This window comes from Pseudonocardia yunnanensis (assembly GCF_039534065.1).
In the GTDB taxonomy this organism is placed as follows: Bacteria; Actinomycetota; Actinomycetes; order Mycobacteriales; family Pseudonocardiaceae; genus Pseudonocardia; species Pseudonocardia yunnanensis.
In genome coordinates this window covers 1-22625 of record NZ_BAAAUS010000029.1, presented here as the reverse complement: position 1 = coordinate 22625, position 22625 = coordinate 1, and the positions used below count along the sequence as shown (strand labels likewise).

Genomic DNA, 22625 nt, shown 5'->3' with positions numbered 1-22625 from the left:
ACCAACCCAGGGGGTCAACTTTCCCGAACCGAACGGGGGTCAGTTTTCGCGAACCGTTGACACAAGTGGGGCGCCTGTCTGGGCGTTCCGAGCAACCAGGCAACCACAAGTCTGCCGCCAACATCGATTGACCTTCAGGCCATGCGCACGTCCTGAGCGCGACCTGGTGGCAGTGCTGATGGTGCCTGCACCGCACAAGACCGCCGGACTCGCTGAGTCCCGCGCTACCCCGGGGCCGTCGAGAGCTCCGTACGCTACTCAGGCAACTGCACGACCACATGAGCCGTCCCGGGCCCGACGGCCGCGACCAATCGCGACGACGTCGAGGGCGCGGCTGAAGGTGAAACCTGAGCTTCGGACTGCCAGCGCCTGGCGAAGCGGCTCGACGCCGCTCTCCCAGCGCGGCGAGTGCGGCCGCTCGACGACCACCGCGGCCGCGGTTGCCGCTCGCCACAATGGGCAGCATGGAAATCCGTGAGCTGCGCGCCTTCGTGGCGGTGGTCGAAGAAGGTGGTCTGTCGGCCGCGGCGCGGAAGCTGCACGTCAGCCAGTCCGCACTGTCTCAGACCATAAAGTCGCTGGAGCGCCGCCTCGGCGCTCGGCTCTTGGTGCGCAATCACGCTGGCTCCCGAACCACCGACGCCGGCGCGACTCTGCTGCGCAAGGCCCGGGGCCTGATCGACCATCACGACCGGGTCACCGCCGCAATGGCTGCCCTCACGACGGCTGCCGAGTCGCAGGCGACTGCGGGCCTGATCCGCGTCGGCGCACCGCTGGAGCTTCCCCTGGACCTGTTGCCAAGAGCTCTGAGCCAGCTCGCCATGGCTTACCCCGACACACGAGCCAAGGTTGTGCATTCGTCCAGCGCGACCCAACTTGCGGCGCTGCAGGCCGGTGAACTCGATGTGGGGCTGGTGCGCGATCGACCCACCGATCCGCAACTCGACATCGCGCTGGCCGTTCGAGAAGCGATGGGCGTCATCCTCAGCACCGCCCGAGCCGAAGAGATCGGCGGAGACGCCGGCGTTCACCTGCACAGGCTCGCGGGTCTGCACTGGATGGGCTTTGCCCGGTCAGACAGCCCGGCTTGGCATGACCAGGTCACCGCCACGTTGCGCGCCAGGGCATCGCCGTGGACGAGCAGCCGACAGACGACCGGCCGGTCACACCCGAGGTCAAGCTCGCCGGCATCGGCACCGGCAGAGCATTCGGACTCGCCTCACCCGGTTGGGGACAGCCACTCCCAGAAGGGATGGAGTGGTACCCGCTGGTGGACAACCCGGTCGTGCGGCGGACCTGGGCTATCTGGCCGGCCGCCACTCGGCACCGTGACGTCGCTGCCCTGATCGCCGCTCTGGACATCACCGCGCGGTAGCGGAGAACCTCGGACACTCCGTCGACTCGATCGTCGGCGGATCACGCCGCCGATAGCCGACCGCCGCGTGGTCATCAATCCGGAACAAGCTGGCCGACTGCTCGGCGCAGCGGACCGGCAACTGTGTGCAGCGGTGTAGCCGGCGACTCCGACGAAGTGCTGGGCGGCATCGGTGAGCGCGGCCCGTGCCTCGGCTTCTGCCAGGGCGCCGCTGGCGACCCAGTGTTCGAGCCGGCGCGCGGCGCGCAGCAGCGTGGTGTGCCGGTCCTCCACTCCGGCGGCAGCGACGGCGGCGGTCTCTCCGTTCACCACGGCTCGCAGATATGCGGCGGCTCGTCGCGGGGAAACTGGGCGGCGGCTGGGGGCATTGGGAGGTTGTGGGGGTGGCTGCGGGGTCAGGGCGGTGAGCAGCCATCCGGGAAGCGGGGCGATCGGATAGCGGCGCACCACGCGGTAGGTGCCCTCGGGGCGGACGGAGCCGGGACCCAGGACGTAGCCGCCGTGGCTGCAGGTGTCCACGCACCATCCCAGGCCGCGGCTCGGGCCGCCCTGGGTGTTGCGCAGCTCGACCGCCGCGGGTGAGCGGAAGTACCAATGGGTGCCGCCGGTCGCGGTAGCCACGACGAGCGTGTGCGGCGGCCAGGGCGCACCGGCTGCGGCCGCGCGTCGGGCCAGCACATCGAACCCGCCCCGAGCGCCGGCCCACTCGGGCGGGCCGGAGTGGGGGGCGAGATCGAGGTCGATCACAAGCAGGTCGCTCTTCCCAGTGGCGATCCCGATGTTGTAAGGCCGCGCAGCCCACCAACAGCGAATCTGCTCCAGGTCACGGGTCGCCGCGACCTCCCAGTCCTTCACCGCGTCGGCTCGGGCAGCGGCTCCGCGGCCGGGTCGGTGTCGGGTCGCTTGGTGCGGGTGATCTGGGCGGTGGCGTAACGGAGGCTGGCCGCAATCTCGGCGGCCTCGAGCTTGATACCGCGGCGCCGCTCGCCGTCCTTGGTGTAAGAGTCGTCCGCGAGCTGGCCAGTAATGGTGACGGTGGCGCCCTTGGCCAGGCTGGCCGCGGCGTTCTCGGCGAGCTGGTTGAACGCCACGACCCGGTGGAAGACCGGCGGCAGGTTGGTGTAGCCGCCGTTGCGCCGGTCATACCGGCTGCGGTTGACCGCGACGTTGAGGGTCAGCACCGGCAGCCCGCCGGGTGAGAAGCGCAGCTCGGGGTCGGCGGTGAGGTTGCCGTGGATGGTGATCTCGTTCATGTCGGGCTCCCTGGGGCTCGGTGTCGGTGGTGACGCGGCCTGGGCCTCAGCACGGTGCGGGTGGGGTCCCCGCAGGGGACGGCGGGGGTTCCAGCTCGCTACGCCGAGGACCGGCCCGGCTGGCGCGCCTCCTCGGAGCGAGACTCGTCGAGCGGCCGGCGATGACGATCCACGTGGCTCCGACGCTGTAAGAGATGGGCGCGCCCGGGGCCCACTGTCGCAGCCGTTTCCCTGGTCCTCGCCTCGGGCGTGATCATGCTGGTGTTCGGCGTGATCCTCGGTTTCCGGTTCGCCACCGGTCCGGTCGCCGTGGTGGCCGCGCTCGGCCTGGTGATGGTGTTCGCGTTCGCGTTGTGCTGGGTCTTCACCGCGCTGGCGATGGTCGTGAACGAGCCCCGGTCGGTGCAGGGTCTCGGCGCGCTGATCATGCTGCCGATCACGTTCGGCAGCAACGTGTTCGTCCCCGCCTCCACCATGCCCTCGTGGCTGCGCTGGTTCGTCGAGCTCAATCCGGAGTCGAAGATCGCGGACGCGGTGCGCGGCCCGCTCACCGGGGCCCCGTCGCCGCACCGGCTACGGCCTTCCTGATTGCAGCTGCGGTGGTCGTCGCGATCTTCGCGCCGCTCGCTGTGGCGCTCTACCAGCGCCGGACCTGAGCGGCACGGCCCGTCCCGCCGCGTCGAGGGGCCGTGGCGGGACGGTCGGGTTTCAGATCAGCCGGGCGGTCTTCTCCGCCAGGACCGCCGGCCCCTCGTCGCGAGGCATCTCACGGCCGCCCCGCACCGCGGCGCGGGGGTCGAAGGCACTCAGCGCCATCACGCCGCAGGCGCAAGGACCACATCGGCCCTGTCAGTCCCATCAGTCACGATGATCGGCGAGCCGCACGTGAGCAGCATCCGGAGGGCGCTGATGGCGGCTCGACCGCGCCGACCCACCCGCCCGCCGATCATGGACGCCGGCCGGGGCGGCGCAAGCCCTTGGCCGTGGCGAACACCGCGCGCAGGGCGTCGGCGGCGGCCGTCAGCGTCTCCTGCGGCACATCGGCCACCACGGTCGCGTGGGCCGCGGTGTTGACCTTGAGCGCCCGCTCGGCCAGCTCCACCCCGACCGGGGTGAGCAGGACGCGGGAGCCGCGACCGTCGGCCGGGTCGGCCTGCCGCTCGACGAGGCCGCGGGCCTCCAGCCGGTTGATGACGTTGCTGATGCCGCCCGACGAGAGCATCAGCGCCTTCGTGAGCTCGTTGGGCCTGCGCGCGTACGGCGTGCCGGCCCGGCGCAGCGCGGCCAGCACGTCGTACTCGGCGCTGGTGAGGCCCAGCTCGGGAAGCTCTGCGGCCGCGGCGTCGCCGAAGGCCTGCGCCAGCAGGAGCACGCGCTTGATCAGCTCGGACTCCGGACCGAGCACGCTGGGCAGCTCGAGGCGCCACGTGCCGATGAGCTCGTCGACCGGATCCATGGCGACATGGTAGTCACTCCCATGATAGCTTTCCCGAAAGCTATTCACTGAGGGAGATGCGATGGACCGCCTGCTGCTCCAGCACGGGACCGTGATCGACACCGAGCCCGTCGCCGTGCACACCGACACCGACGTACTCATCCAGAACGGACGGATCGCCGCCGTGGGCCCCGGGCTCGACGCCGCGGGCGCGGAGGTGCTCGACGCCACCGACCGCATCGTCGCGCCCGGATTCGTCGACACCCACCGCCACGGCTGGCAGTCGGTGCTGCGCGCGACCGCAATGGACCTCGGCCTGATGGAGTACATGAGCCTGCTCAACGGGCAGATCGCGCCCACGCTGCAGCCCGCCGACCTCGCCGTGGCGGCCGAGCTCACTGGTCTCGAGTGCCTCGACGCCGGCATCACGACGCTGCAGGACTACGCGCACATCGTGTATTCCCCCGCGCACGCCGACGCGGTAGTCGGCGGACTGCAGGCCTCCGGGGTCCGGGCCACGTTCGGCTACGCGCAGCCGGTGTTCGCCGCGGCCGACCAGTGGCGCGCCGACGACGCCCGGCGGGTGCGCGAGCGGCTGTTGCCGGACGACGACGCGCTCGTGACGATGGTGCTGGCTGCGATGGGTCCGTCCTTTGCGGCGCCGGAGGTCGTGGAGACCGAATGGAAGCTTGCGGCCGAGCTCGACGTCCGGCTGGTCACGCACGTCGGCGCGACGGCGGATGTCCCGAACCCGATCGCGCTGCTGGGTGAGCGCGGGCTGATGCGCGAGGGCACCCTCTACGTCCACGGCAACACGCTCACAGACGAGGACCTGCGCCTGATCTCCGGTTCCGGGGGCACGCTGTCGATCACGCCGGCGATCGAGGCGCGGATGAACATCGGAGCGCCGACGCTGGGCCGCACCCGCCGCTTCGGCGTCACCGCAGGTCTCGGCGTCGACGTCGTGACGTCCGGGCCGGGCGACCTGTTCTCCGTGATGCGGGCAGCGCTGATGTCGGAGGACGTGAGCGATGGCGAGCGCGTGCCGGTGGCCGACGTGCTCGCGCTCGCCACCCTCGGCGGCGCAGCCGCGATGAGCATGCAGGACCGCGTGGGGTCGCTGCGCCCTGGCAAGCAGGCTGACATCGTGCTCCTGCGAACCGACGACGTTTCCACGGTCGGCGGGCACAACCCGATCGGCACCGTCGTCTCGGCCCATCCCGGTGTGGTCGACGCGGTGCTGGTGGCGGGCCGGTTCGTCAAGCGCGACGGCAGGCTGCTGCACCGTCGGGTCGGTGAGGTGGTGACCGAGGCCAAGAAGATCGCGGCGCGGTTGGCCGGCTGAGCCGCCCTCGGGTATCGCAGGAAGGAACCTACGCCTCGCTGCGTGATCGTCAGATGCGGATGACCGGCGAATCGGCGACCTCGGTCCGCCAGTGGTTGGCCGCGTAGTGCAGCCGGTCGAAGTCCCCCGCCGGTTGCGTTCGAGCTTGGAAGGGCCGCACCTCGAGGGCAGCTCACGACGGCAGCCTCGCAATGCTCCGTGTGCGGCCGCCCCGCCGCACAACGACACGCCATCTCGTCGCCGCTGGGCAAAGCCAGAGCGGGCAGGAGCATCTGTGGTCCGACATGGATACAAGTGATCGGCCAGGCTCGCAGAAAAATCCCCTGCCACGTGGGCGCCGTAGCTGGCGGCAGCACGTGTGCCCACCGCTGCGACGGCCTGCTCGCAGAGCCCAGCGAGCAGGCCGGGCCACAAACCCACAACGCCAGAGGCGGTGCGAGCTCGCGCTGCCCAGTGATGGAGAACGTTGCGAACGGCCACTGTGGCCACTCGGCGTGCTCGGGCGTGATCAGTCGGACGCCGGCAGCCGCAGCAGCGTCGAGATCGGCCGCGGCCTTTCGCCGGTCGTCGCTGCTGGGGGGAGCGGGGCGATCGGAGCTAATGCGCGTCCTCGCCCACCCCAAACGAACCCGGCATCCTCGGCCTGCAACTCGGTCGCGACCCCTCGTGGCTACGGCCCCGGCTGTCCACGCTGTTGCACCGGCTCGTCAACTACCGCCGCCGCTAGCGGGCGCGCTGTGGCATCGCTCGACCCCCATCCTGTTCCCAGGGATGCGCCCCGACCGGCCGATGGCCTCGGCCACCCTGCAGGCGCGCCTGCGCAAGCTGGGCGTCCCCAGTACCCGCACCGCCCGCAACGGCGCCTGGCTCTCGCTGGTCAGTTCGGTCCACTGGAAGATGCTCGCCGACCTGCTCGGCGTCGCCGACACCACTGCCAGCGCGTGGCACCGGAAAAACGGCGGTGACCGCGCCAGCTACGTCGCCAGCCGCCTGCGTCAAGGAGAGCGCGCCGCTGGCCCCGAGTAACCGAACTGACGTCGGTCAGCCACGAGCCTGTCGGGTGGCTCTGGGGATCTCACTCCTGGGCCACCCGACCATCCGCGCGGGAGCTGGTAATCAACCGGAGGTTAGCTGTTGCGCCAGCTGTTCCAGGCCCGCTTCTCCACACTCGGAGCCAGCAAGCACAATTGGACGCGCAGCAGGGCAATCGCGGTCGCCGTAACCGAACAGCGCTCGGCTTCTGCCTCCTGACCCTGGGCCTTGGCGCCATCGCCGTGTCACTGGCCACCCCCCGAAGCAGCGGGAGCCTGGCTCGCGGTCGCCAGCTGGGGAATCGGCGGCCTCGGCATGGGACTGGTCTATCCCTCGGTCACCACGCTCGCGCTGGCACAGACGGCCGACGAACGCAAAGGGGCGACCAGCGGCAGCCTTCAGCTCTCTGAAACGCTCTCGGTTGCCGTGATGATCGGGGCAGCCGGCACGATCGTGGCCATCAGTGATCGCGTCCAGTGGAACGAAGGGAACGCCCAGATCGCCGTGTTCGCCGCCACCGCCCTCGCAGGAATTGCCGCCGCAGCAGGACGCTTGGAGAATCGAGGTCCACAGCGTTGACCGTGACGACGGCGATTGGCTACGCCATGAGCTCGTCGCCTACCTCGGCCATCAGGTCGCCCTTGGCAGCGCCCCCTAAGTCAATCCTGGCATCACGACATTCCTTCGATCGGTGCCGATGGTTTTGGCGGATGCCGTGGTCGGCGGGCGCGAACGAGGTGAACGATCACGAACAGCGCGCAGAGGGTGGCTGTGGCCGCCGCGAAGAGGCGGACTCCGTTCAGCAGCCCGATTTGGGCGGCGAGCAGCCCGGCCCCGATCACCGGCAGGCCCGCGCCCAGGTAGACGGCGACGTTGTAGCTGGAAACCACGTCGGCGTGGCAGCCGTGCGGGGCGAGGCGGTTGATCTCGGTCAGGCCGGCCAGGAACACCAGGCCGTGTCCGGCGCCGCCGAGAAGCGTGGCGGCCAGCATCAGCCCCAACGACGATGTGCCACTACCGCCGACGGCCAGGCACGCGAGGCCAGCCGCCACACAGGCCAGTCCGAGCACCCGCGTGCCCGGCCCCGCCCGGCCGTACGCGAGCCGCTGGGCGGTGGTCGATGCTGCGATCAGCGGTACCACCGCGCTCCCGGCCAGCACGAGGTTGTCGCTCCCGGAAAGTTCCAGCACATACGTGGGCACCAGGCTGAGGAAGAGCCCGACCAGCGTGAACGCGAGGAATGCGGCTGCGGCGTTCACGGCGAAGGCGGAGCGCATTTCGGCGGGGATCGACGGTCGTCGCGGTCGCCACGGGTGTGCCTGGCGCCCGGCGGGCAGCGCCGCCATCGCCCAGAACGCCGGGACGAGCAGCGCGATTTCGGCGAGGTACGGCGTCACCATCGGCTCGGGGCCGTACTCACCCAGCACGCCCGCGACCACCGGTCCGACCGCGAGTCCTGCCATCGTGGCGACCGATGCCACCATCGCCGCGCGCGGCCGGTCCCCGCGCGGTTCCAGTTCGCACAACGCCGCGGTCAGCGCGCCGGTGGCCGCACCGGCCGAGATCCCTTGCACGATGCGTGCCGCGAACAGCCACGACACGTCCTGCGCGAAGGCGAAGACCAGCGCGCCCGCCGCGGCCAGTGCCACGGCGGGCACCAGCGTGCGGCGGCGCCCCCACGCATCCGACAGCGGTCCGGCGATCAGCAGCGACGGCACCAGCGCCCCGACGTAGGCGGCATATACGAGCGTGACCACGAGCGGGGAGAACCCGAAGCGCTGCTCGTAGCCGCGGTAGAGCGGGGCGGGGACGTTGGTTCCCGCGAGCAGCACCACGATCGTGTAAGCAGTCCCCCAGAATCGGGCGGTGGTGCGCCGGAGCGCGGGAACGGTCATCGAGACCCGTAGTCGCGGAACGGGCTGTCACGCTCCCGCACGGCCTGGCGGAGCCCGACGGCGCCCGCGCGGGCCTCGAAGTCCACGCCCTCCTGGGTGTGGCGGGCGACCCCGTCGAGCAGGATGCCGAGCGTGCGGCTGCTGGCCATGCCCATGTTCTCGACCGTCTGGTTGCACAGCAGCTTGTGCAGCTGGAGCTGGTTCGCGGGCAGCTTGGCCATCCGGCGCGCGAACGTGGCCGCGTGCTCGTCGAGTTCCTCGTCGGGCACGGTTTCGAGGATCAGGCCGATCCGCTCGGCCTCCGGCGCGGTGATCTCGTCACCGGTCAGCAGATAGCGTTTCGCGCGTTCCAGGCCCATCCGGTAGACCCACATGGCGGTGGTCGGGGTGCCCCAGACCCTCGCGGGCGGGTAGCCGAAGCTGGCGCCGCGCCCGGCGATGATGAGATCCGCGCACAGCACCAGGTCGGTGCCACCGCCGACGCACCAGCCCTGCACCGCGGCGATCGTCGGTTTCGACGCGTACCACAGTTTCATATAGGTCTGGACGAACCGGCCCATCCAGCGCAGGTCGGTCGCGGAGTCCCAGATCCGGTCCGGGCCGCACGTCTCGGCGTGCTGCTCGTCGATGAAGCGGTCGATCTTGTATCCGGCGCAGAACGCGGGGCCTTCGGCGCGGAGCAGGATCACGCGCGCCGTCGGGTCCTCGTCCGCGGCGGTGATCGCGGCCGCGAGCTCGTCCCGCAGTTCCGGGGTGATCGTGTTGTACTCCTTGGCCCGGCACAGCGTGATGGTCGCGACGCCGTCCGCGATCTCCATACGGAGCGTAGGTTCCGTCACCGGTCAGTCCCTTCCCGCGCCGGCGTCCAGTGCGGTCGCGTTCTTGCCCGCCCGCCCGGGGTCGGTCTTGTCGTGGAACCGCGCGAGCCTGCCGGGGATGGTGGGGTTGCCCATCAGCGCGTAGCTGTAGAGCGCCTCGATCGCGAGCTGGTCGTCGAGCGGGCGGCCGATCACCTCGAGCAGCGTTTCCTTGGCGGACTCCCGCGCGGCCTGGTCGTTGCGGAGGATGGTCGCGACGGTCGCCTCGGCCGCGTCCATCAGCTCGTCGTGCGAGACGACCTTGGACACGAGGCTCGCGGTGCGCGCGCGGTGCGCGTCGATCGGTTCGCCGGTGAGCAGCATCTTCGTGGCGAACCCAGCACCGCAGACGTTGACCAGGCACACCACGCCACCGTCGGCGTGGTGGAAGCCCCGGCGGATCTCGAACGAGCCGAACGTGGCGTTGTCCGAGGTGATCCGGATGTCACACACCAGCGCCGTCTCGAATCCGCCGGCGAGCGCCCAGCCGTTGACCGCCGCGACGACCGGCTTGTAGATGCGGTGCAGCCCGCGCGTCAGCCCGCCGAGGCCGTCGCAGACCTTGGCGCGGGCCCCCATCTCGTGCATGCCGGGCACGCCGAGCCATTGCGGCACATGGGTTTTGAGGTCGGCGCCCGCGCAGAATGCCTCGTCGCCCGCGCCCGTCACGATGGCGACACGCAGGTCTTCGTCATCGCGGAAATCCCAGACCTGTTGCAGGAGCTGGTGCGTCTCCAGGTCGATGGCGTTCATCGCCTCGGGGCGGTTGAGCGTCACGTACGCGACCTCGCCCTGTTTGCGATAGAGGACCTTGGACATGGCTTCGCCCTTCTTACAGAGGAGCTTCCGCGCGCGTTCGCGCAGCACGTGTTTCTGGACCTTGCCGGTGACCGTCATCGGGAAGTCCTCACCGGGGTCGAGCACCCGCACGTGGCGGGGGATCTTGTAGTGCGCCAGGCGGTCGGCGCAGTAGCCGGGGATGTCCTCGGCGGCGAGCGTCGTGCCGGGCCTGGCCTCGACCCAGGCCATCACCTGCTCGCCGTAGACGCCGTCCGGAACGCCGACCACAGCCGCGTCCAGCACATCGGGATGGGTGCGCAGGAAGTCCTCGATCTCGCGTGTGTAGATGTTCTCGCCGCCGCGGATGATCACGTCCTTGATCCGGCCGATGACGGCGACGTAGCCGGAACCGTCCATTGTGGCCAGATCATCGACCACGTGTTTTTGTCGCAAGGGCGATATCGGGCCGCGCGATATGTCGCTGGCCCTCGAGCACGTCTGTCGGGAAGAGAGAGTCCCGCGCAACGTCACCCGCCTCGCGTCGCCCCGCGTCGGGGCCGATCGTCCTCACCGGGCGCGACTTCTCGTGTGCCGGATCAGAGGGAGGTGGCGTTCTTCCCGGTCCGGCCCTTGTCGGTCTTGTCGTAGAAGCTCGTGAGTCGGTTCGGGATCGTCTCGTTCCCCATGAGGGCGTAGCCGTACCAGGCCTCGACAGCCAGTTGCTCGTCGAGCGGTCGGCCGATGACGTCGAAAATGGTCTCCTTGGCCGACTCGAGCGCGGTCTGGTCGTTGCGCAGGATGGTGGCCATCATCGCGTCGGCGGCGTCGAGGAGCTGGTCGTGCGGCACCACCTTCGACACGAGGTTCGCGGTGAGTGCGCGCTGGGCGTCGACCGGCTCGCCGGTGAGCAGCATCTCGGAGGCGAATCCGACCCCGCAGGTGTTGACCAGGCGCACCACGCCGCCGTCGGCGTGGTGGAAGCCGCGACGAATCTCGAAGGAGCCGAACTTGGCGTTCTCCGACGCGATGCGGATGTCGGCCGCGAGCGCTGTTTCGAAACCCCCGGCCAGGGCCCACCCGTTCACCGCGGCGATGACCGGCTTGTAGATGCGGTGCATGCCGCGGGTGAGCCCGCCCAGGCCATCGCGGACCTTGGCGCGGGCGCCCATCGGATGCATGCCGGGAACGCCGAGCCACTGCGGGACGTGGGTCTTGAGGTCCGCACCGCCGCAGAAGGCCTCATCGCCGGCACCGGTGATGATCGCCGCCCGCAGGGTTGGGTCGTCGCGGAAGTCGGCCCACGTCTGCCGCAGCAGTTGGTGGGTCTCGAGGTCGATGGCGTTCATCGCCTCCGGCCGGTTGAGCGTGATGTAGGCGACCTCGCCATGTTTTTCGTACAGGACCTTGGACATGGATTACCTCGAAGGTCAGATGAATGGAAGAACGGCCGATGCCCGTTCCTTGAGGACGTTCTTTTGCACCTTTCCGGTGACGGTCATGGGGAACTCGTCCCCTGCGCCGAGAAAATGGACGTGCTTGGGGATCTTGAAGTGCGCGATCTTGCCGGTGCAGTGCTCGCGGATCTGCTCGGCGTCGACCACCGCGCCGGCCCGCGGTTTGACCCAAGCCATGACTTCCTCGCCGTACAAGGCGTGAGGCACCCCGATGACCTGAACCGACTCGACCGCGGGGTGGAGTTCGATGAGATCTTCGATCTCCTTGGGGTAGATGTTCTCCCCTCCACGGATGATCATGTCCTTGATCCGGCCGATGATCGCGATGTAGCCGTCACGATCCATGCGGGCCAGGTCGCCGGTGTGCATCCAGCCGGCATGATCGATGACCTCGGCAGTGGCCTGCGGGTTGTTCCAGTAGCCGCGCATCACCGAGTAGCCGCGCACCCAGAGCTCGCCGTCGGATTCGCGTGGGACGGGCAGTCCGGTATCACGTTCGACGATGGCAACCTCGATGTGCGGATGGACGGCTCCGACCGTCGCGGTCCGGCGGTGGACCGAGTCGTCGACGAAGGTCTGGGTGGAGATCGGGGAGGTCTCGGTCATGCCGTAGGCCGCGGTCATCTCCGGCAGGTGGAGATCCGTCGTGATCTGGGCCATCAGCTCCGCAGAGCTGGGCGCGCCGGCGATGACCCCGGTCCGCAGGCTCGACAGGTCGTAGTCGGCGAGATCGGCCAGCGCGAGCTCGGCGACGAACATTGTCGGCACTCCATAGAGCGCCGTGCAGCGCTCGGCGGCCACCGCGCGCAGCGTCGCCGCCGGCTCGAAACTCGCCCCCGGCAACACCACGCACGCGCCGTGCGTGAGCGCGGCCAGGTTGGCGGAAACCATGCCGAAGCAGTGGTAATAGGGCACCGGGACGCAGATTCGGTCACGGTCCGTGTACCGGCATCGGACGCCGACGAAGTAGCCATTGTTGAGCAGCCCGTGATGAGTGAGTGTGGCGCCTTTCGGGGCTCCCGTCGTCCCGCTGGTGTACTGGATGTTGATCGCGTCGTCGAACGACAGGCTCGCAGAGCGGCGACGCAGGTCGTCGGCCGAGTGGCCGCGCCCGGATTCCAGCAGTCGATCCCAGTCCTTCGAACCCAGGAAGATGACGTGCTCGAGGTCGGGGCACTGGTGGCGCGCCTGCTCGACCAGCGCCGGGTAATCGCTGCTCTTGTGCCGTTGTGCACTGATCAGGATTCGGCTGCCCGACTGACCCAGCACGTAGGCCAGCTCGCTCGATCGGTAGGCCGGGTTCACCGAGACCAGGATCGCGCCGATCTTTGCGGTGGCGTACTGGATGATCGCCCACTCCACGCTGTTCGGCGACCACAGCGCGACCCGGTCACCCTGCCCGACACCGAGCGCGACCAGGCCCAGCGCACACGCATCGACTTCGGCATCGAGCTGGGCGTAGCTGAACCGCACACCCTGATGCACCGACACCAAAGCCTCGTTGTTCGGGAACCGGTGCGCCGCGTCCTCGAGCGCCGCACCGATGGTCAGGCCCCGAAGCGGCTCGACGCACGCGCCCTGCCGGTAGGACGTCTCCGTGAGATCCACGCTCATGTACAGCCAACCTCCTTCCTCATGACGTGAGCAGTGAATCAGGATTCACGATTCACCGCAACGTGGTGCGTGGCACGCTCGCCAACCAGACCTGCTGGCCGGGGACCCGAGACATCCACAGCTCTGCTCGTAGAGTGGCGGTGTGCCGGGCCGCCGGGCCCCGGACAGGACGACGAAGCACATGTCCGTGACGCGAGGGAGCCGCTGCCGTGCAGCCACAGCAGAGCGACGTCGCAGCGGCCCAACCTGCCCTGCCTGAGAAGCTGACCGCCGCCCAGGCCCGCCGCGTCGCAACACGGGATTCCATCCTCGCGGCGGCCCGTGAGCTGATCGCCGAGGACGGTTTCGCCGGCGCCCAGGTATCGCTGATCGCCGTCCGCGCCGGCGTGGGCGTCGGCTCGATCTACAAACACTTCTCGTCTCGGGCCGAACTGTTCGCCGAGATCTACCGCGACGTCGCCGCGCGAGAGTTCGCCCACGTACAGGCCGCAGTGGCCCAGACCGACGACGGAGCCGGCGCGAGGATCGCCGCCGCGGTCGCCACCTTCTGCGCCAGAGCGCTGCGAGGCGGTCGATTCGCCTACGCACTCCTCGTCGAGCACAGTGAGCCCGACGTCGACGAGCACCGCCTCGCTTTCCGGGAGGGTTACCGAACCCTGTTCCGGGAGGTGCTCGACCAAGGAATCGACGACGGTGAGATTCCTGACCAGGACACCGACACGGCAGCTGCAGCCCTGCTGGGGATCATGACCGAGACCCTCGTGCGCCCTTTGGCTGATCTCGACGAGAAGACGAACTCACAGGCGCTGATCAGGCAGGTCGTCAACCTGTGCTTGGCCACGGTGCAAGCCCGGGGGCTCAACCAAACAGACGTCGACGGACCGTAGTGGTTACAGGCCCGACCAGGTGCTCCTGTTGACCCAACCTTTGTATTGAATGTGACGCCGGTCTTGCTATGACCTTGCGTAACGAGGCGTGGTGACACAGCCGTGGCGTGTCCTCACCGGCAAGGTGAGCCACAAACGGACCGCCGAAGTGTGCTCGGAACTGGGGCAGATGGTTGGCGCCGCCGTGTCGCGTGGGTCGTAGGGTTGTTGGTTGATCCAGCAGCGCCAGAGGACGCGGGTCCAGGCGCGGGCGAGGATGCGCACGGCTTGGGGGTGGGTGCGATCAGTAGCCCGCGCAGCGGCTCGTGCGCCGACTCGTCCGGGATCGCGTCGGCCGCCGCCACCGCGAGCGGCAGCAGCAGCGCGGGGGTCAGTGTCATCGCGGCGACCGAGAGCACCAGCCCGTTGCGGGCTTCCGCTGGGCCTGCGACAAACGCCTGCGAGTCGCCTGATCACCTTCGCCGACAACGCCCGCCACGCCAGCCCCTGGGCCACCGACATCGACCGTCGCGCCCGCGCCAGCGGCAAGCCGGTCGGCCGGTTGCGGCTGGTCACCATGAAGGCGTTCGGCGTTCTCGTCGTCGCGACACTGGCGCCGCTGACCCTCGCGGTGGTCGGCGTCGTGGCCGCCCTGCTCGTGGTCGGGACGCGGACGGTCAGCGCGTCACGCTCCCGGGCACGACCGTCGGCATCAAGGAGGCACTATCCGCTGGCGGACGCTCACCTTCCGCTGCTCCGCTCACTCGGCCGGCGGGATCACGGACAAGGACGCGGCGCTGGCCGTGTCGATCTCAGAGCAGATCGACGCGGCCGGCTGAGCAGAGCTACTCGGCGACGGCCGCCCCGGCGTAGACCGGCGGCGCCATCTCCACCTCCTCGGGCGCCTGCGGCCACGCCGCAGGGTCATCGCGAGGCCGATCACGACGACCACGAGGGCAGCGGCCACCATGGGCAGCATCAGCAGGCCACCCAGGCCGATCACCATGCCTCCGACCACTCCCGCGACGGCGGAGCCGAAGTAGATCGCCGAGGCGTTGAGTGCGAGCAGCAGCCCCCCGCCGCTGTTCAACTCCAGCAGGAGCGCCTGCATCGGAGGATTGATCGCCCAGCTGAAAGCAGCCCAGACTACGAGGGCGACGGCCGCGCCCGCCAGGGTATTCGCGACGAACGACAGAGTCACGACTGTGACGGCGATCCCGGCGAGCACGGTGAAGAGTGTGGGCACTGCGCCGAACCGGTCGGTGGCGCGGCCGGCCCACGTGTTGCCGGCTGTCGCCCCGATGCCGTAGACGAGCAGCAGGAGCGCCACAGCGGCTCCGTGGATGCCGCCCGTGGCGTTCAGCAGGGGTGCCACGTAGATGAAGACGACCATGCCGGCGAGAACGGAGATCACGGTCATCGCGAGCACCGTCAGCACGCGCCGGTCGGCGGCCACGGCGAAGCGCTCACGCAGCGACACCAACGGCGGAGCCGCGAGCCGGGGCAGGCAGAACGGCACGACGGCGGCGACCAGTGCTGTGAACACGGCGACCGCTCCGAACACTCCGGCGTAGCCGATCGTGGAGCCGAGCAGGTTCCCCGCAGGAACGCCGAGGGCGAGCGCCAGCGTCATGCCACCGAAGACGATCGCGACGGCCCGCCCGCGTTGCTCGGGCGGGTACAACACGGTGGCGACGAGCGTGGCGGCCGGGATCTAGGCGGCCGCGCCGAGCGCGGCGATGATCCGGCCTGCGATCAACAGCGGATAGGTGGTGGCCAGGGCGGACAGCCCGTTCCCTAGCGCGGCCAGGACGAGAGCGGCGAGCAGCAGGGTCCGGCGGTCCCAGCGACGCGTCACAGCGGCGAGCAACGGAGCCCCGATGGCATAGGCGAGCGAGAACGCGGTGGCGAGCTGGCCCGCGGCGGTCAGCGAGACGCCGAGCTCACCGCTCACGGCGGGCAGCACGCCCGAGACCACGTAGGCGCTCGTGCCAACGGCGAACGCCCCACCGCCGAGCAATAAGGTACGTGCGGACATCAAGCAGGCCTCCGACAGGCACGAAGTTCGACTTTTGTGGGTCAGTTGCTGTTCTCGTTGACAGTCCTATCGCCAATGATCCGGAAGCTGTTTTGCTTCGTTCTTAACCCAGAATGGTGGCCTTCTGGTTGTTCCGGAATATCCTGGTTGTTGCGCCGACGGTACGCGGCCATGGCGGGTCATTTCTCTCAGGGCATGGAGCTCCGTTCGGTAGCTACAAGCTTAAACACGAACCGCGGTCGCGAATGGATCAGATATTCGATCAGCATCACTTCGACGAAGTCTGGCGGCAGAACCAATAGAACCGCACTGCAATTTACTCATTGGCGCCCTGCCCCATCCACTTCCAGCTGATCCGGGCGTACGTGCCGTCGTTCTGAACGGTGTTGAGCCACTGATCGACCCACTGCTGCAGCCCCTGATCGGACTGCGGAATCAGATACGCTTTCTGCTCCAACGTCACGGATGATCGACACTCTCGCCGCACAGCTGCAGGTTTCCTTCGCCTGCCACCAGATCTCTCTGGCGTCCATGAACGGTTCGATGTCGTGTTCGCTCCAGCACTCGCGGATGAAATCGCTCGGCCTGAGGAGGCGACCGATCAGCAGGGACAGCGACGGGTGGCCGAGGCGGACTCCGGCAGCGGACCTGAAGGCGGCGGCAATCTGGCGCCCGGTGCGCTTCCCTGTATCCGTTGAGCGCGCGCACATACGGGTCGGTGAACATGAGCCAGAGCACATTGCGGTCGTCCTCGGAGCAGTCACCACGTTCGAGTAGAGCGCCTCGAACGCTTTGTTCCATTGCACGATCCGCCAATCAGGGTTGGCGATGTACCGGCTGCCGATCTGAGCCGCCGCTGGGACCGACGAGGACGAGCCGGCAAGGAGCGGTGTCCTCGGGCGCCATGACGCGTTCCTCGATCTCGGCGAGGACCTCGGCCAGCGGCGGGCGTTCCGCGGCGACAGGGCGAATCTCGTCGAGCACCGGCTCGATCGCTTCGGCTCGCGGGTGAGGACGCGCCCGACGTTCATCACCTTCATGTTCGAGGGGCCCTCCCAGATCAGGTACGGCCGCAGCCACCGCTCTCACCGCCGTCAGCACCATCGGCGAGCGGGCCACCAGCGCGGCGACCCCGGCCGCCACCACAACCGTCAGCGCCACATAACCGGCGACCAGCCCACCCACCGCGGGCAGCACCGTGCGGTCCCGAAGACCGGCCCCGATCGCATACGCCGCTTCCATGTAGATCGGCCCGCCCTCATACTCTGTGAATTCAGTCATGCTTGTCTCTCTCCTCGACTCTCGCTCGCGTGCCGTCTGTGAACTGCGCGCGGATCGGAGATGAAGCCGTTGCGACGGTTCGCAAGGCGGGTGGCATGAATGTTGTTCTGATGCCTCACCGGGTCACCCGAGTTGACCGCACCGGGCCATGTAGGCGCGGGCGTTTCCTCGTCAGCGAGGAGGCATTTTCTCCTCGAGCTCGCCGAGAGTGGCGATGCTCCGGCGCAACCGGTGGCACCGCGGTGCCGGGAGGGCTCTGCAACACGGCCCAACGGGCAGGGCGATGTCGGTCGACAATGCCGTGGGTTACCCGCTCGGCGAGAAGCGACCAGACCCACAATGTCGCTATCCACGCAAATCGGAGTGGATAACTGAGACAGGTAACGGTGCACGCTAACCTCGGGCGCGTGCTGATTCACGAGTTTTCCGGTGAGGAGTCCTCGGACGTCGTCAGTAAGCTCTTCATACCGGCGATCTCTCGGATGGGTCCACTCTCGTGGGCGGGTGGCATTGCAGGAGCTGGACAAGGGTCTGGCGCTCTCGCGGTCGCACTGGGGCGCCCGGCCTCGAGCCCGGGGTGGCCGCGTCAGGGGAAGCAGGTAGCGTCTGGTCCCGCCTGAGGCTTGACGTTCCTGTGGCCGTGGCGAGGACACCCGGAGATCACTTCGGAAGTCCAGCGGAAGACCGGGCGGGGTGGGGACTCCATTCGGTGGGAGACTTGCTTCGTCTCCCCCCACGGTCGCTCGCCCAGTGTGAGGCTACCGACCGTGATCATCGCGCGGGCGGGGAAGCCGTTCGGTCGCTACTGGACGGCTACGTTCCTGGCGGACTTCAGCGATGGCATCCGTATGACGGCTTTCCCGTTGCTGGCTGTATCGCTGACCAGCGCACCGCTTGCGGTAGTCGCAGTGATTGCGATCCAGGCTCTGCCCTGGCTACTGGTCGGCCCGGGTGTCGGTGTTCTGGTCGACCGGTCGATCTGCGCAGGCTCATGCTCGTCGTCGACGTTGCGCGCATGCAGGATCGGCGGTCTGCCCACTGCTCGTCCGCGGCGACTCGATGACACTTGACCAAGTGATGGGTCGGCTCGATGACGGCGGGGAGAGCCAAGCTGGCGATCGAGCCGACTCGTTCCCGAACTCGGTGTGGGTGGGGAAGGCTTCGGCGCAGCGGCAGTTGTCGGCGGCGCTGGAGCAGTACGAGGACCTGGGCCTGCAGCGCTGGGCGCACATGCTCGGCTTCCGCGGCCATTTCCTCACCAAGAGCCAGCGGTACTCGACCACCTTCGGTGCGCTGCGCCATGGCAGACGGACGTGGCGGCTGGCCGAGGACCTGGCCCAGCTCGACCGCGACACCGACGACCCCAACACCATCTCCCTCGACCTGACCACGATCACGGTCGTCAACGACTGGCGTCTCGTCCACATCGGACACCGCACCTACGCCGAACGGGAGCTGGCCGTCGCCATCGCAGAACGGAACCGACAGCAACGAAAGAGCAGGACTACGCAGCGGAGGACAGCGTGAGTACCGTTGCCAACACGCCGATCATCGATACTCACCGGCTGACGTACACCGTCGATGAGGTGGCATATCTGCTCAACATTTCGCGCGGCATTGCCTATCAACATGTTCGTGACGGGCTGATTCCGGCGGAACGGGTCGGTCGGCGGTGGCTCATACCGCGCAAGCGATTTCACGCCTGGCTCGATGGGCAGGCGGTCGCGTGATGGCCGGTGGCATCCGCAAGACCCCGGCCGGAAGCTGGCGGGCCTACTGGCGCGATCCCGCTGGCCGGCAGACCTCCAAGATGTTTCGCACCAAGCGGGAAGCCGCTGCGTTCCTGGCCCAGATGACCACGGCCGCCAGCACTGGTGGCTACGTGTCCCCGCATGCCGGGCGGGTCCTGTTCGGCGAGCACGTCCGCCAGTGGATGCAGTCATGGAACAACGAGAAGACCACCCACGCCCGCGACGCCTCGATCATGCGCACCCCACATGATCACCCAGTGGGGCACCTGGCCACTAGAGAAGATCGACCACATGGCCATGCAGACCTGGATCACCGGCCTGTCCGCGCGTCCGGGGTCGCGCGTCTGGCGGCGCGGCGGCCGGCGGTCGACTTGGCCCAGAAGGCCTTCAATCGTCCGTCGACGGCCGCTGGCGGCAGCGAAAGTACGGGGCCGTTGTCACTCAGTTGGTCACTCAGTGGCGGCTGGTTCGATCCCAGTATCGCCCACGGCCGAACGGCCTGGTCAGAGGCTCTTGTCTTGTTTGCCGCGGCCGGCGCGGGTATCGCGATCAATTCCGGTCGGCCAGAGGCCGCAGGACATCGCCTACGCCCCCGACGGCCGGTACATGTACACGGCGAACGTCGACGGCGACACCGTCTCGGTGGTCGACACCACGGCCAACCAAGTCACCGCCACCATCCCGGTCGGTGACGGCCCCACGAGCATCGTGGTGCGACCGGACGGGACTCAGGCCTACGTCACCACGCTGAACTCGGGGACGATCGTCGTCCTCGACATCACCGCCACCTGAGCCGTCGAGCGGCGCGTTTGCGGGTGACAGCATGCTCGTGCGCCAGCACGGCCTTGAGGCTCGAGCCTGAGGTCAGCGCAGTAGATCTTCGAAGTAGTGCGCTGCGGCTCCGGGACCAGCGCCCACGACTGAGGCCCCAACGCGCGAGTCCTAGGCACGGCAATCATCGACCAGGAGGCATGCGCGTCGCGGCTGTCGGTAGTGCGGAGCGCAGTAAAGGCGCGCAGCTCGGGGGGCGAACAACTCGCCCGGCCGGCGCAGTTCGGAGTCGGTCGAGTCCACAGTCAGGGCGGCCCCTCGCGTCCCGGGAGTCCGCCGCCGGGAAGTGGGCGAGCATGTGCATGCACGTACCCGCGAAGAAGGGCGCTTCCCGGTTTTGGTCATTCTTGGCATTCAGCGTCTACAGCCGGGTGGCGTGACCACCTCGATCCGCCCATCGGGCGGGGCTCAGTTGGGACCAGGCGGACGGCGTGCGGTTCTCCCGGGAGATCAGGATATGCCCGAGACTGGCCAGCCCGGTGGTCCGACTCGGGCGGGCAACAGTGTTGCTCCGCCGCCTGCCGTTCGGCGGGCTTGCCGAGGTCTCGCAACGCCGCGACTCCAAGATTAACTCACGCTGGATGGCGGGTCATCGGCGTCACCCTCCTTTTCGGCGCTGAATAGCTCACGGTAATCACCGTATCCTTCGCGCTCCAGGTCAGCTAGGGGCACGAACCGCAATGCGGCGGAGTTGAGGCAGTAACGGCGCCCACCTCTGTCGCGCGGTCCATCATCGAAGACGTGTCCCAAATGACTGTCTGCATGAGTGGATCGAACCTCGACCCTGCGCATCCCGTAGCTCCGGTCGTCGAGCTCCGCCACATTGCGCTGGACGATCGGCTTTGTGAAGCTCGGCCAGCCCGTATGGCTATCGTACTTGTCGATAGAGGCAAAGAGCGGCTCCCCGGACACGATGTCCACGTAAATGCCCGGCTCCTTGTTGTCCCAATAAGCATTACTGAACGCGCGTTCGGTTGCGCCCTCCTGGGTGACACGGAACTGCTCAGAGGTCAATCGAGCGATGGCCTCCGGCGATTTACCGTACTTCGGCTTCAAGTCATCTCCTCCGTTTTCGCCATAGGTAGCATCGCGATAATGGTTGCCTGGCCAGCCAGAGATCAGCTGCCCAAACACGTTGGTTGTCCCTCGCACCCCTCCTGATCGCAACCGCTGCCTGCTAGGTGGCAGGCGGCCGGCCAGCTCGACTTGACTATCTAGTCCAATTATAGGCACGGCCTGTAGCGGCGTCGAGGGGCTCGTCCGCGGTGAGTCCGCGGACCTCCTCCCCCACAACGCCGCCACCGAGGCCGGCGTTGACCGCGATCTGCTTGAGCCGGGCCTCCAGGGCGACCTTGACGATGTTGGCGCCGGTGGCCTCGTCACCCCCGTCCAGGGCCCCCTCGAATTGGCCGCCGGCAGGGCCCAAGGGGTCTGGACGAGGCCCCGCAACCCCGGCTCGGCATCGGCGGGACGTGTGAGCCGCCTCCCCCTACAGGCCCCGGAGTTGAGGCCGGCTTTCGAGGCGCGTCCAGCAAGGCCGTATCACTCAGCCCGTCGCCGTGACAGAGCGTCGCCCGACCCTTGATACTCGGACGGCCTAGTCCAATGCAGGACCACGGCAGTTCGTCAGTTGGCGCGTTCGCGCGGTGCGCGGTCGGGTACCTTCGCGCGGCCCGGGAAGCGACTGTCGACAAGTTCCTTGTATTGAGGGTGGTCGGCAATGTAGTCCGCCACGAAGGGGCAGTAGTTGGTGAGTTTCACGTCTTGCGCTCGTAGATCGTCCAGGGCGTGTTTGACAAGCCGGGTTGCGACCCCTCGGCCGCGGTACTCGGGATCAACGATCGTGTGGGTGAGCGTCACGCGTTGATCGCCTCGCGGTGCGTGGTAGACGATCATGCCGACAACCTGTCCGTTAACCACGGCTTCGTACGAGCCGCTGTCGCTGTTCTTCTGTACATTCATCTCGGGGTTCACTTGGTTTCTCCTGATATTTCCTTGATCAGTTCGGTCTTCGCTGCCCAGTTTGGGCGGCTCGAGTCTGGCCAGGAGCGATCGCGCGTCACCAAAGCCCCCATCCTGTGCCGAATCGGCGAGGGCAAAGCAGTCTCAGGGTTGTGGTCCCATCGATGTCGTCGTCGTCGCATAACTCCGCTGCACGGCGTTATAGGTCCGACCCCACGTCCAAAGGGGTAGAGCGGCACGGACCGCGGAACGTAACGGGACCGTTTTGAACGGCCGCGTTACGGTCCGCGCTGACTCGACCAGCGGGCTATATCTCGGCGACGAGCTCGACCTCCACCAATTGGTCAGGGGACGCCCGCATGCTCGGGCAGCCGACCTGTTTCACCTCGTTGTCTCGGTGCGCCGACCCGAGGAGCTGCACGCGCAGCATCGACATCACAGGCACGATTCCACCGGCCACCCCGAGTGCGGGTTGTCGGCACCAGGGGCAGTACGCCGAGCCTCCAGTGATTCCGCGGAGCACACCGCGTCTCCGTCAGCGTGAACGCGGGTCTGAGTTGGGTTGCGTTTCCCGCGCCGTGGCCTGGGCCGCTACTTCGGAGGGGGCGGCCCGGTGGCCGGCGTGTGCCTCGCTGCGGTAGCGCTCCACCAGGTGCGGGTAGTGCAGTTCGAACGCGGGACGCTCGGAGCGGATCCGTGGCAGTTCGGTGAAGTTGTGCCGCGGTGGCGGGCAGCTGGTGGCCCACTCCAGTGAGTTGCCGAAGCCCCACGGGTCGTCGGCGGTGACGATCCGTCCGTAGCGGTAGCTGCGGAAGACGTTCCAGATGAACGGGAGCGTCGAGGCACCCAGCACGAA

At 68.2% G+C, this 22625-nt stretch carries 22 protein-coding genes and 5 pseudogenes; 10 read left to right on the top strand and 17 right to left on the bottom strand.

The window, feature by feature from the left end; all coding sequences use genetic code 11:
- The first annotated feature begins 464 nt into the window (after positions 1-464).
- Positions 465-1346, top strand: a complete 882-nt coding sequence (locus ABD743_RS27170; protein WP_344725160.1) for a LysR family transcriptional regulator — start codon at positions 465-467, stop codon at positions 1344-1346.
- Positions 1347-1846: 500 nt separating this feature from the next.
- Here the strand turns inward: ABD743_RS27170 and ABD743_RS44590 are convergent.
- Both ABD743_RS44590 and ssb read right to left on the bottom strand, forming a co-directional pair.
- A pseudogene (locus tag ABD743_RS44590) lies at positions 1847-2230 on the bottom strand (bifunctional DNA primase/polymerase); the annotation flags it as partial.
- Positions 2227-2628 (bottom strand): single-stranded DNA-binding protein, encoded by a 402-nt coding sequence (gene ssb, locus ABD743_RS27165; RefSeq protein WP_344725158.1) that lies wholly within the window; start codon positions 2626-2628, stop codon positions 2227-2229. The gene ssb and the pseudogene ABD743_RS44590, both read right to left, overlap by 4 nt.
- A gap of 255 nt (positions 2629-2883) precedes the next feature.
- Here ssb and ABD743_RS27160 point away from each other — a divergent pair, with 255 nt between their 5' ends.
- On the top strand, positions 2884-3216 hold the full coding sequence (locus tag ABD743_RS27160; RefSeq protein WP_344725166.1) for an ABC transporter permease: 333 nt from the start codon (positions 2884-2886) through the stop codon (positions 3214-3216).
- A 358-nt stretch (positions 3217-3574) separates the two neighbouring features.
- Here the strand turns inward: ABD743_RS27160 and ABD743_RS27155 are convergent, their stop codons facing one another.
- Positions 3575-4084: a MarR family winged helix-turn-helix transcriptional regulator gene (locus tag ABD743_RS27155; protein ID WP_344725156.1), complete on the bottom strand. Its 510-nt coding sequence runs from the start codon at positions 4082-4084 to the stop codon at positions 3575-3577.
- Positions 4085-4145: 61 nt separating this feature from the next.
- On the opposite strand from ABD743_RS27155, the gene ABD743_RS27150 reads away from it, so the two are divergent.
- From ABD743_RS27150 to ABD743_RS27140, 3 genes are all read left to right on the top strand, one after another.
- A complete protein-coding gene (locus ABD743_RS27150) occupies positions 4146-5408 on the top strand; it encodes an amidohydrolase family protein (protein ID WP_344725154.1) in 1263 nt (420 codons plus the stop codon).
- A gap of 771 nt (positions 5409-6179) precedes the next feature.
- Positions 6180-6434, top strand: coding sequence for a hypothetical protein (locus ABD743_RS27145; RefSeq protein WP_344725152.1), 255 nt, complete (start codon positions 6180-6182; stop codon positions 6432-6434).
- A 321-nt stretch (positions 6435-6755) separates the two neighbouring features.
- On the top strand, positions 6756-7019 hold the full coding sequence (locus ABD743_RS27140) for a hypothetical protein (protein WP_344725150.1): 264 nt from the start codon (positions 6756-6758) through the stop codon (positions 7017-7019).
- A 92-nt stretch (positions 7020-7111) separates the two neighbouring features.
- Here the strand turns inward: ABD743_RS27140 and ABD743_RS27135 are convergent, their stop codons facing one another.
- The 5 genes from ABD743_RS27135 to ABD743_RS27110 all read right to left on the bottom strand — a co-directional run bounded on the left by ABD743_RS27135 (position 7112) and on the right by ABD743_RS27110 (position 13040).
- Positions 7112-8335 (bottom strand): MFS transporter, encoded by a 1224-nt coding sequence (locus ABD743_RS27135; protein WP_344725148.1) that lies wholly within the window; start codon positions 8333-8335, stop codon positions 7112-7114.
- Entirely contained in the window at positions 8332-9174 is an 843-nt protein-coding gene (locus tag ABD743_RS27130) for a crotonase/enoyl-CoA hydratase family protein (protein ID WP_344725146.1), read from the bottom strand. The genes ABD743_RS27135 and ABD743_RS27130 overlap by 4 nt, the downstream gene beginning before the upstream one ends.
- 3 nt (positions 9175-9177) lie before the next feature.
- Positions 9178-10389 carry an enoyl-CoA hydratase-related protein gene (locus tag ABD743_RS27125; protein WP_379659481.1) on the bottom strand — a complete coding sequence of 404 codons (1212 nt, stop codon included), beginning with the start codon at positions 10387-10389 and terminating at the stop codon, positions 9178-9180.
- 179 nt (positions 10390-10568) lie between these two features.
- On the bottom strand, positions 10569-11384 hold the full coding sequence (locus ABD743_RS27115) for an enoyl-CoA hydratase/isomerase family protein (protein ID WP_344725144.1): 816 nt from the start codon (positions 11382-11384) through the stop codon (positions 10569-10571).
- Positions 11385-11399: 15 nt separating this feature from the next.
- Positions 11400-13040, bottom strand: coding sequence for an AMP-binding protein (locus tag ABD743_RS27110; protein ID WP_344725142.1), 1641 nt, complete (start codon positions 13038-13040; stop codon positions 11400-11402).
- Between the two features lie 209 nt (positions 13041-13249).
- On the opposite strand from ABD743_RS27110, the gene ABD743_RS27105 reads away from it, so the two are divergent.
- On the top strand, positions 13250-13927 hold the full coding sequence (locus tag ABD743_RS27105) for a TetR/AcrR family transcriptional regulator (protein ID WP_344725140.1): 678 nt from the start codon (positions 13250-13252) through the stop codon (positions 13925-13927).
- Positions 13928-14666: 739 nt separating this feature from the next.
- Here the strand turns inward: ABD743_RS27105 and ABD743_RS27095 are convergent.
- The 4 genes and pseudogenes from ABD743_RS27095 to ABD743_RS27085 form a co-directional block, all read right to left on the bottom strand.
- A pseudogene (locus ABD743_RS27095) lies at positions 14667-15944 on the bottom strand (MFS transporter).
- Between the two features lie 316 nt (positions 15945-16260).
- Positions 16261-16407 (bottom strand): hypothetical protein, encoded by a 147-nt coding sequence (locus ABD743_RS27090; protein ID WP_379659482.1) that lies wholly within the window; start codon positions 16405-16407, stop codon positions 16261-16263.
- Positions 16408-16537: 130 nt separating this feature from the next.
- Positions 16538-16750 (bottom strand): annotated as a pseudogene (locus tag ABD743_RS44585) (hypothetical protein); the annotation flags it as partial.
- A 10-nt stretch (positions 16751-16760) separates the two neighbouring features.
- Positions 16761-17225 (bottom strand): hypothetical protein, encoded by a 465-nt coding sequence (locus tag ABD743_RS27085; protein ID WP_344725137.1) that lies wholly within the window; start codon positions 17223-17225, stop codon positions 16761-16763.
- Positions 17226-17992: 767 nt separating this feature from the next.
- Between ABD743_RS27085 and ABD743_RS27080 the strand changes: the two genes are divergently transcribed.
- The 4 genes from ABD743_RS27080 to ABD743_RS27065 all read left to right on the top strand — a co-directional run bounded on the left by ABD743_RS27080 (position 17993) and on the right by ABD743_RS27065 (position 19768).
- Positions 17993-18295 carry a hypothetical protein gene (locus tag ABD743_RS27080; protein WP_344725135.1) on the top strand — a complete coding sequence of 101 codons (303 nt, stop codon included), beginning with the start codon at positions 17993-17995 and terminating at the stop codon, positions 18293-18295.
- On the top strand, positions 18285-18752 hold the full coding sequence (locus ABD743_RS27075; RefSeq protein WP_344725133.1) for a replication initiator: 468 nt from the start codon (positions 18285-18287) through the stop codon (positions 18750-18752). Before ABD743_RS27080 ends, ABD743_RS27075 begins: the two co-directional genes overlap by 11 nt.
- Positions 18749-18955 (top strand): helix-turn-helix domain-containing protein, encoded by a 207-nt coding sequence (locus ABD743_RS27070; protein ID WP_344725131.1) that lies wholly within the window; start codon positions 18749-18751, stop codon positions 18953-18955. The genes ABD743_RS27075 and ABD743_RS27070 overlap by 4 nt, the downstream gene beginning before the upstream one ends.
- A 162-nt stretch (positions 18956-19117) precedes the next feature.
- A complete protein-coding gene (locus ABD743_RS27065; RefSeq protein ID WP_344725129.1) occupies positions 19118-19768 on the top strand; it encodes a hypothetical protein in 651 nt (216 codons plus the stop codon).
- A 606-nt stretch (positions 19769-20374) separates the two neighbouring features.
- Here the strand turns inward: ABD743_RS27065 and msrB are convergent.
- From msrB to ABD743_RS27045, 5 genes and pseudogenes are all read right to left on the bottom strand, one after another.
- Positions 20375-20941 (bottom strand): peptide-methionine (R)-S-oxide reductase MsrB, encoded by a 567-nt coding sequence (gene msrB / locus ABD743_RS27060; protein ID WP_425566987.1) that lies wholly within the window; start codon positions 20939-20941, stop codon positions 20375-20377.
- 100 nt (positions 20942-21041) lie between these two features.
- Positions 21042-21212 (bottom strand): annotated as a pseudogene (gene groEL, locus ABD743_RS44580) (chaperonin GroEL); the annotation flags it as partial.
- Positions 21213-21433: 221 nt separating this feature from the next.
- Positions 21434-21781 (bottom strand): GNAT family N-acetyltransferase, encoded by a 348-nt coding sequence (locus tag ABD743_RS27055; RefSeq protein WP_344725127.1) that lies wholly within the window; start codon positions 21779-21781, stop codon positions 21434-21436.
- A gap of 295 nt (positions 21782-22076) precedes the next feature.
- Complete coding sequence (locus ABD743_RS27050; RefSeq protein ID WP_344725124.1) at positions 22077-22205, bottom strand: hypothetical protein; 129 nt, start codon at positions 22203-22205, stop codon at positions 22077-22079.
- Positions 22206-22304: 99 nt separating this feature from the next.
- A pseudogene (locus ABD743_RS27045) lies at positions 22305-22625 on the bottom strand (cytochrome ubiquinol oxidase subunit I); the annotation flags it as partial.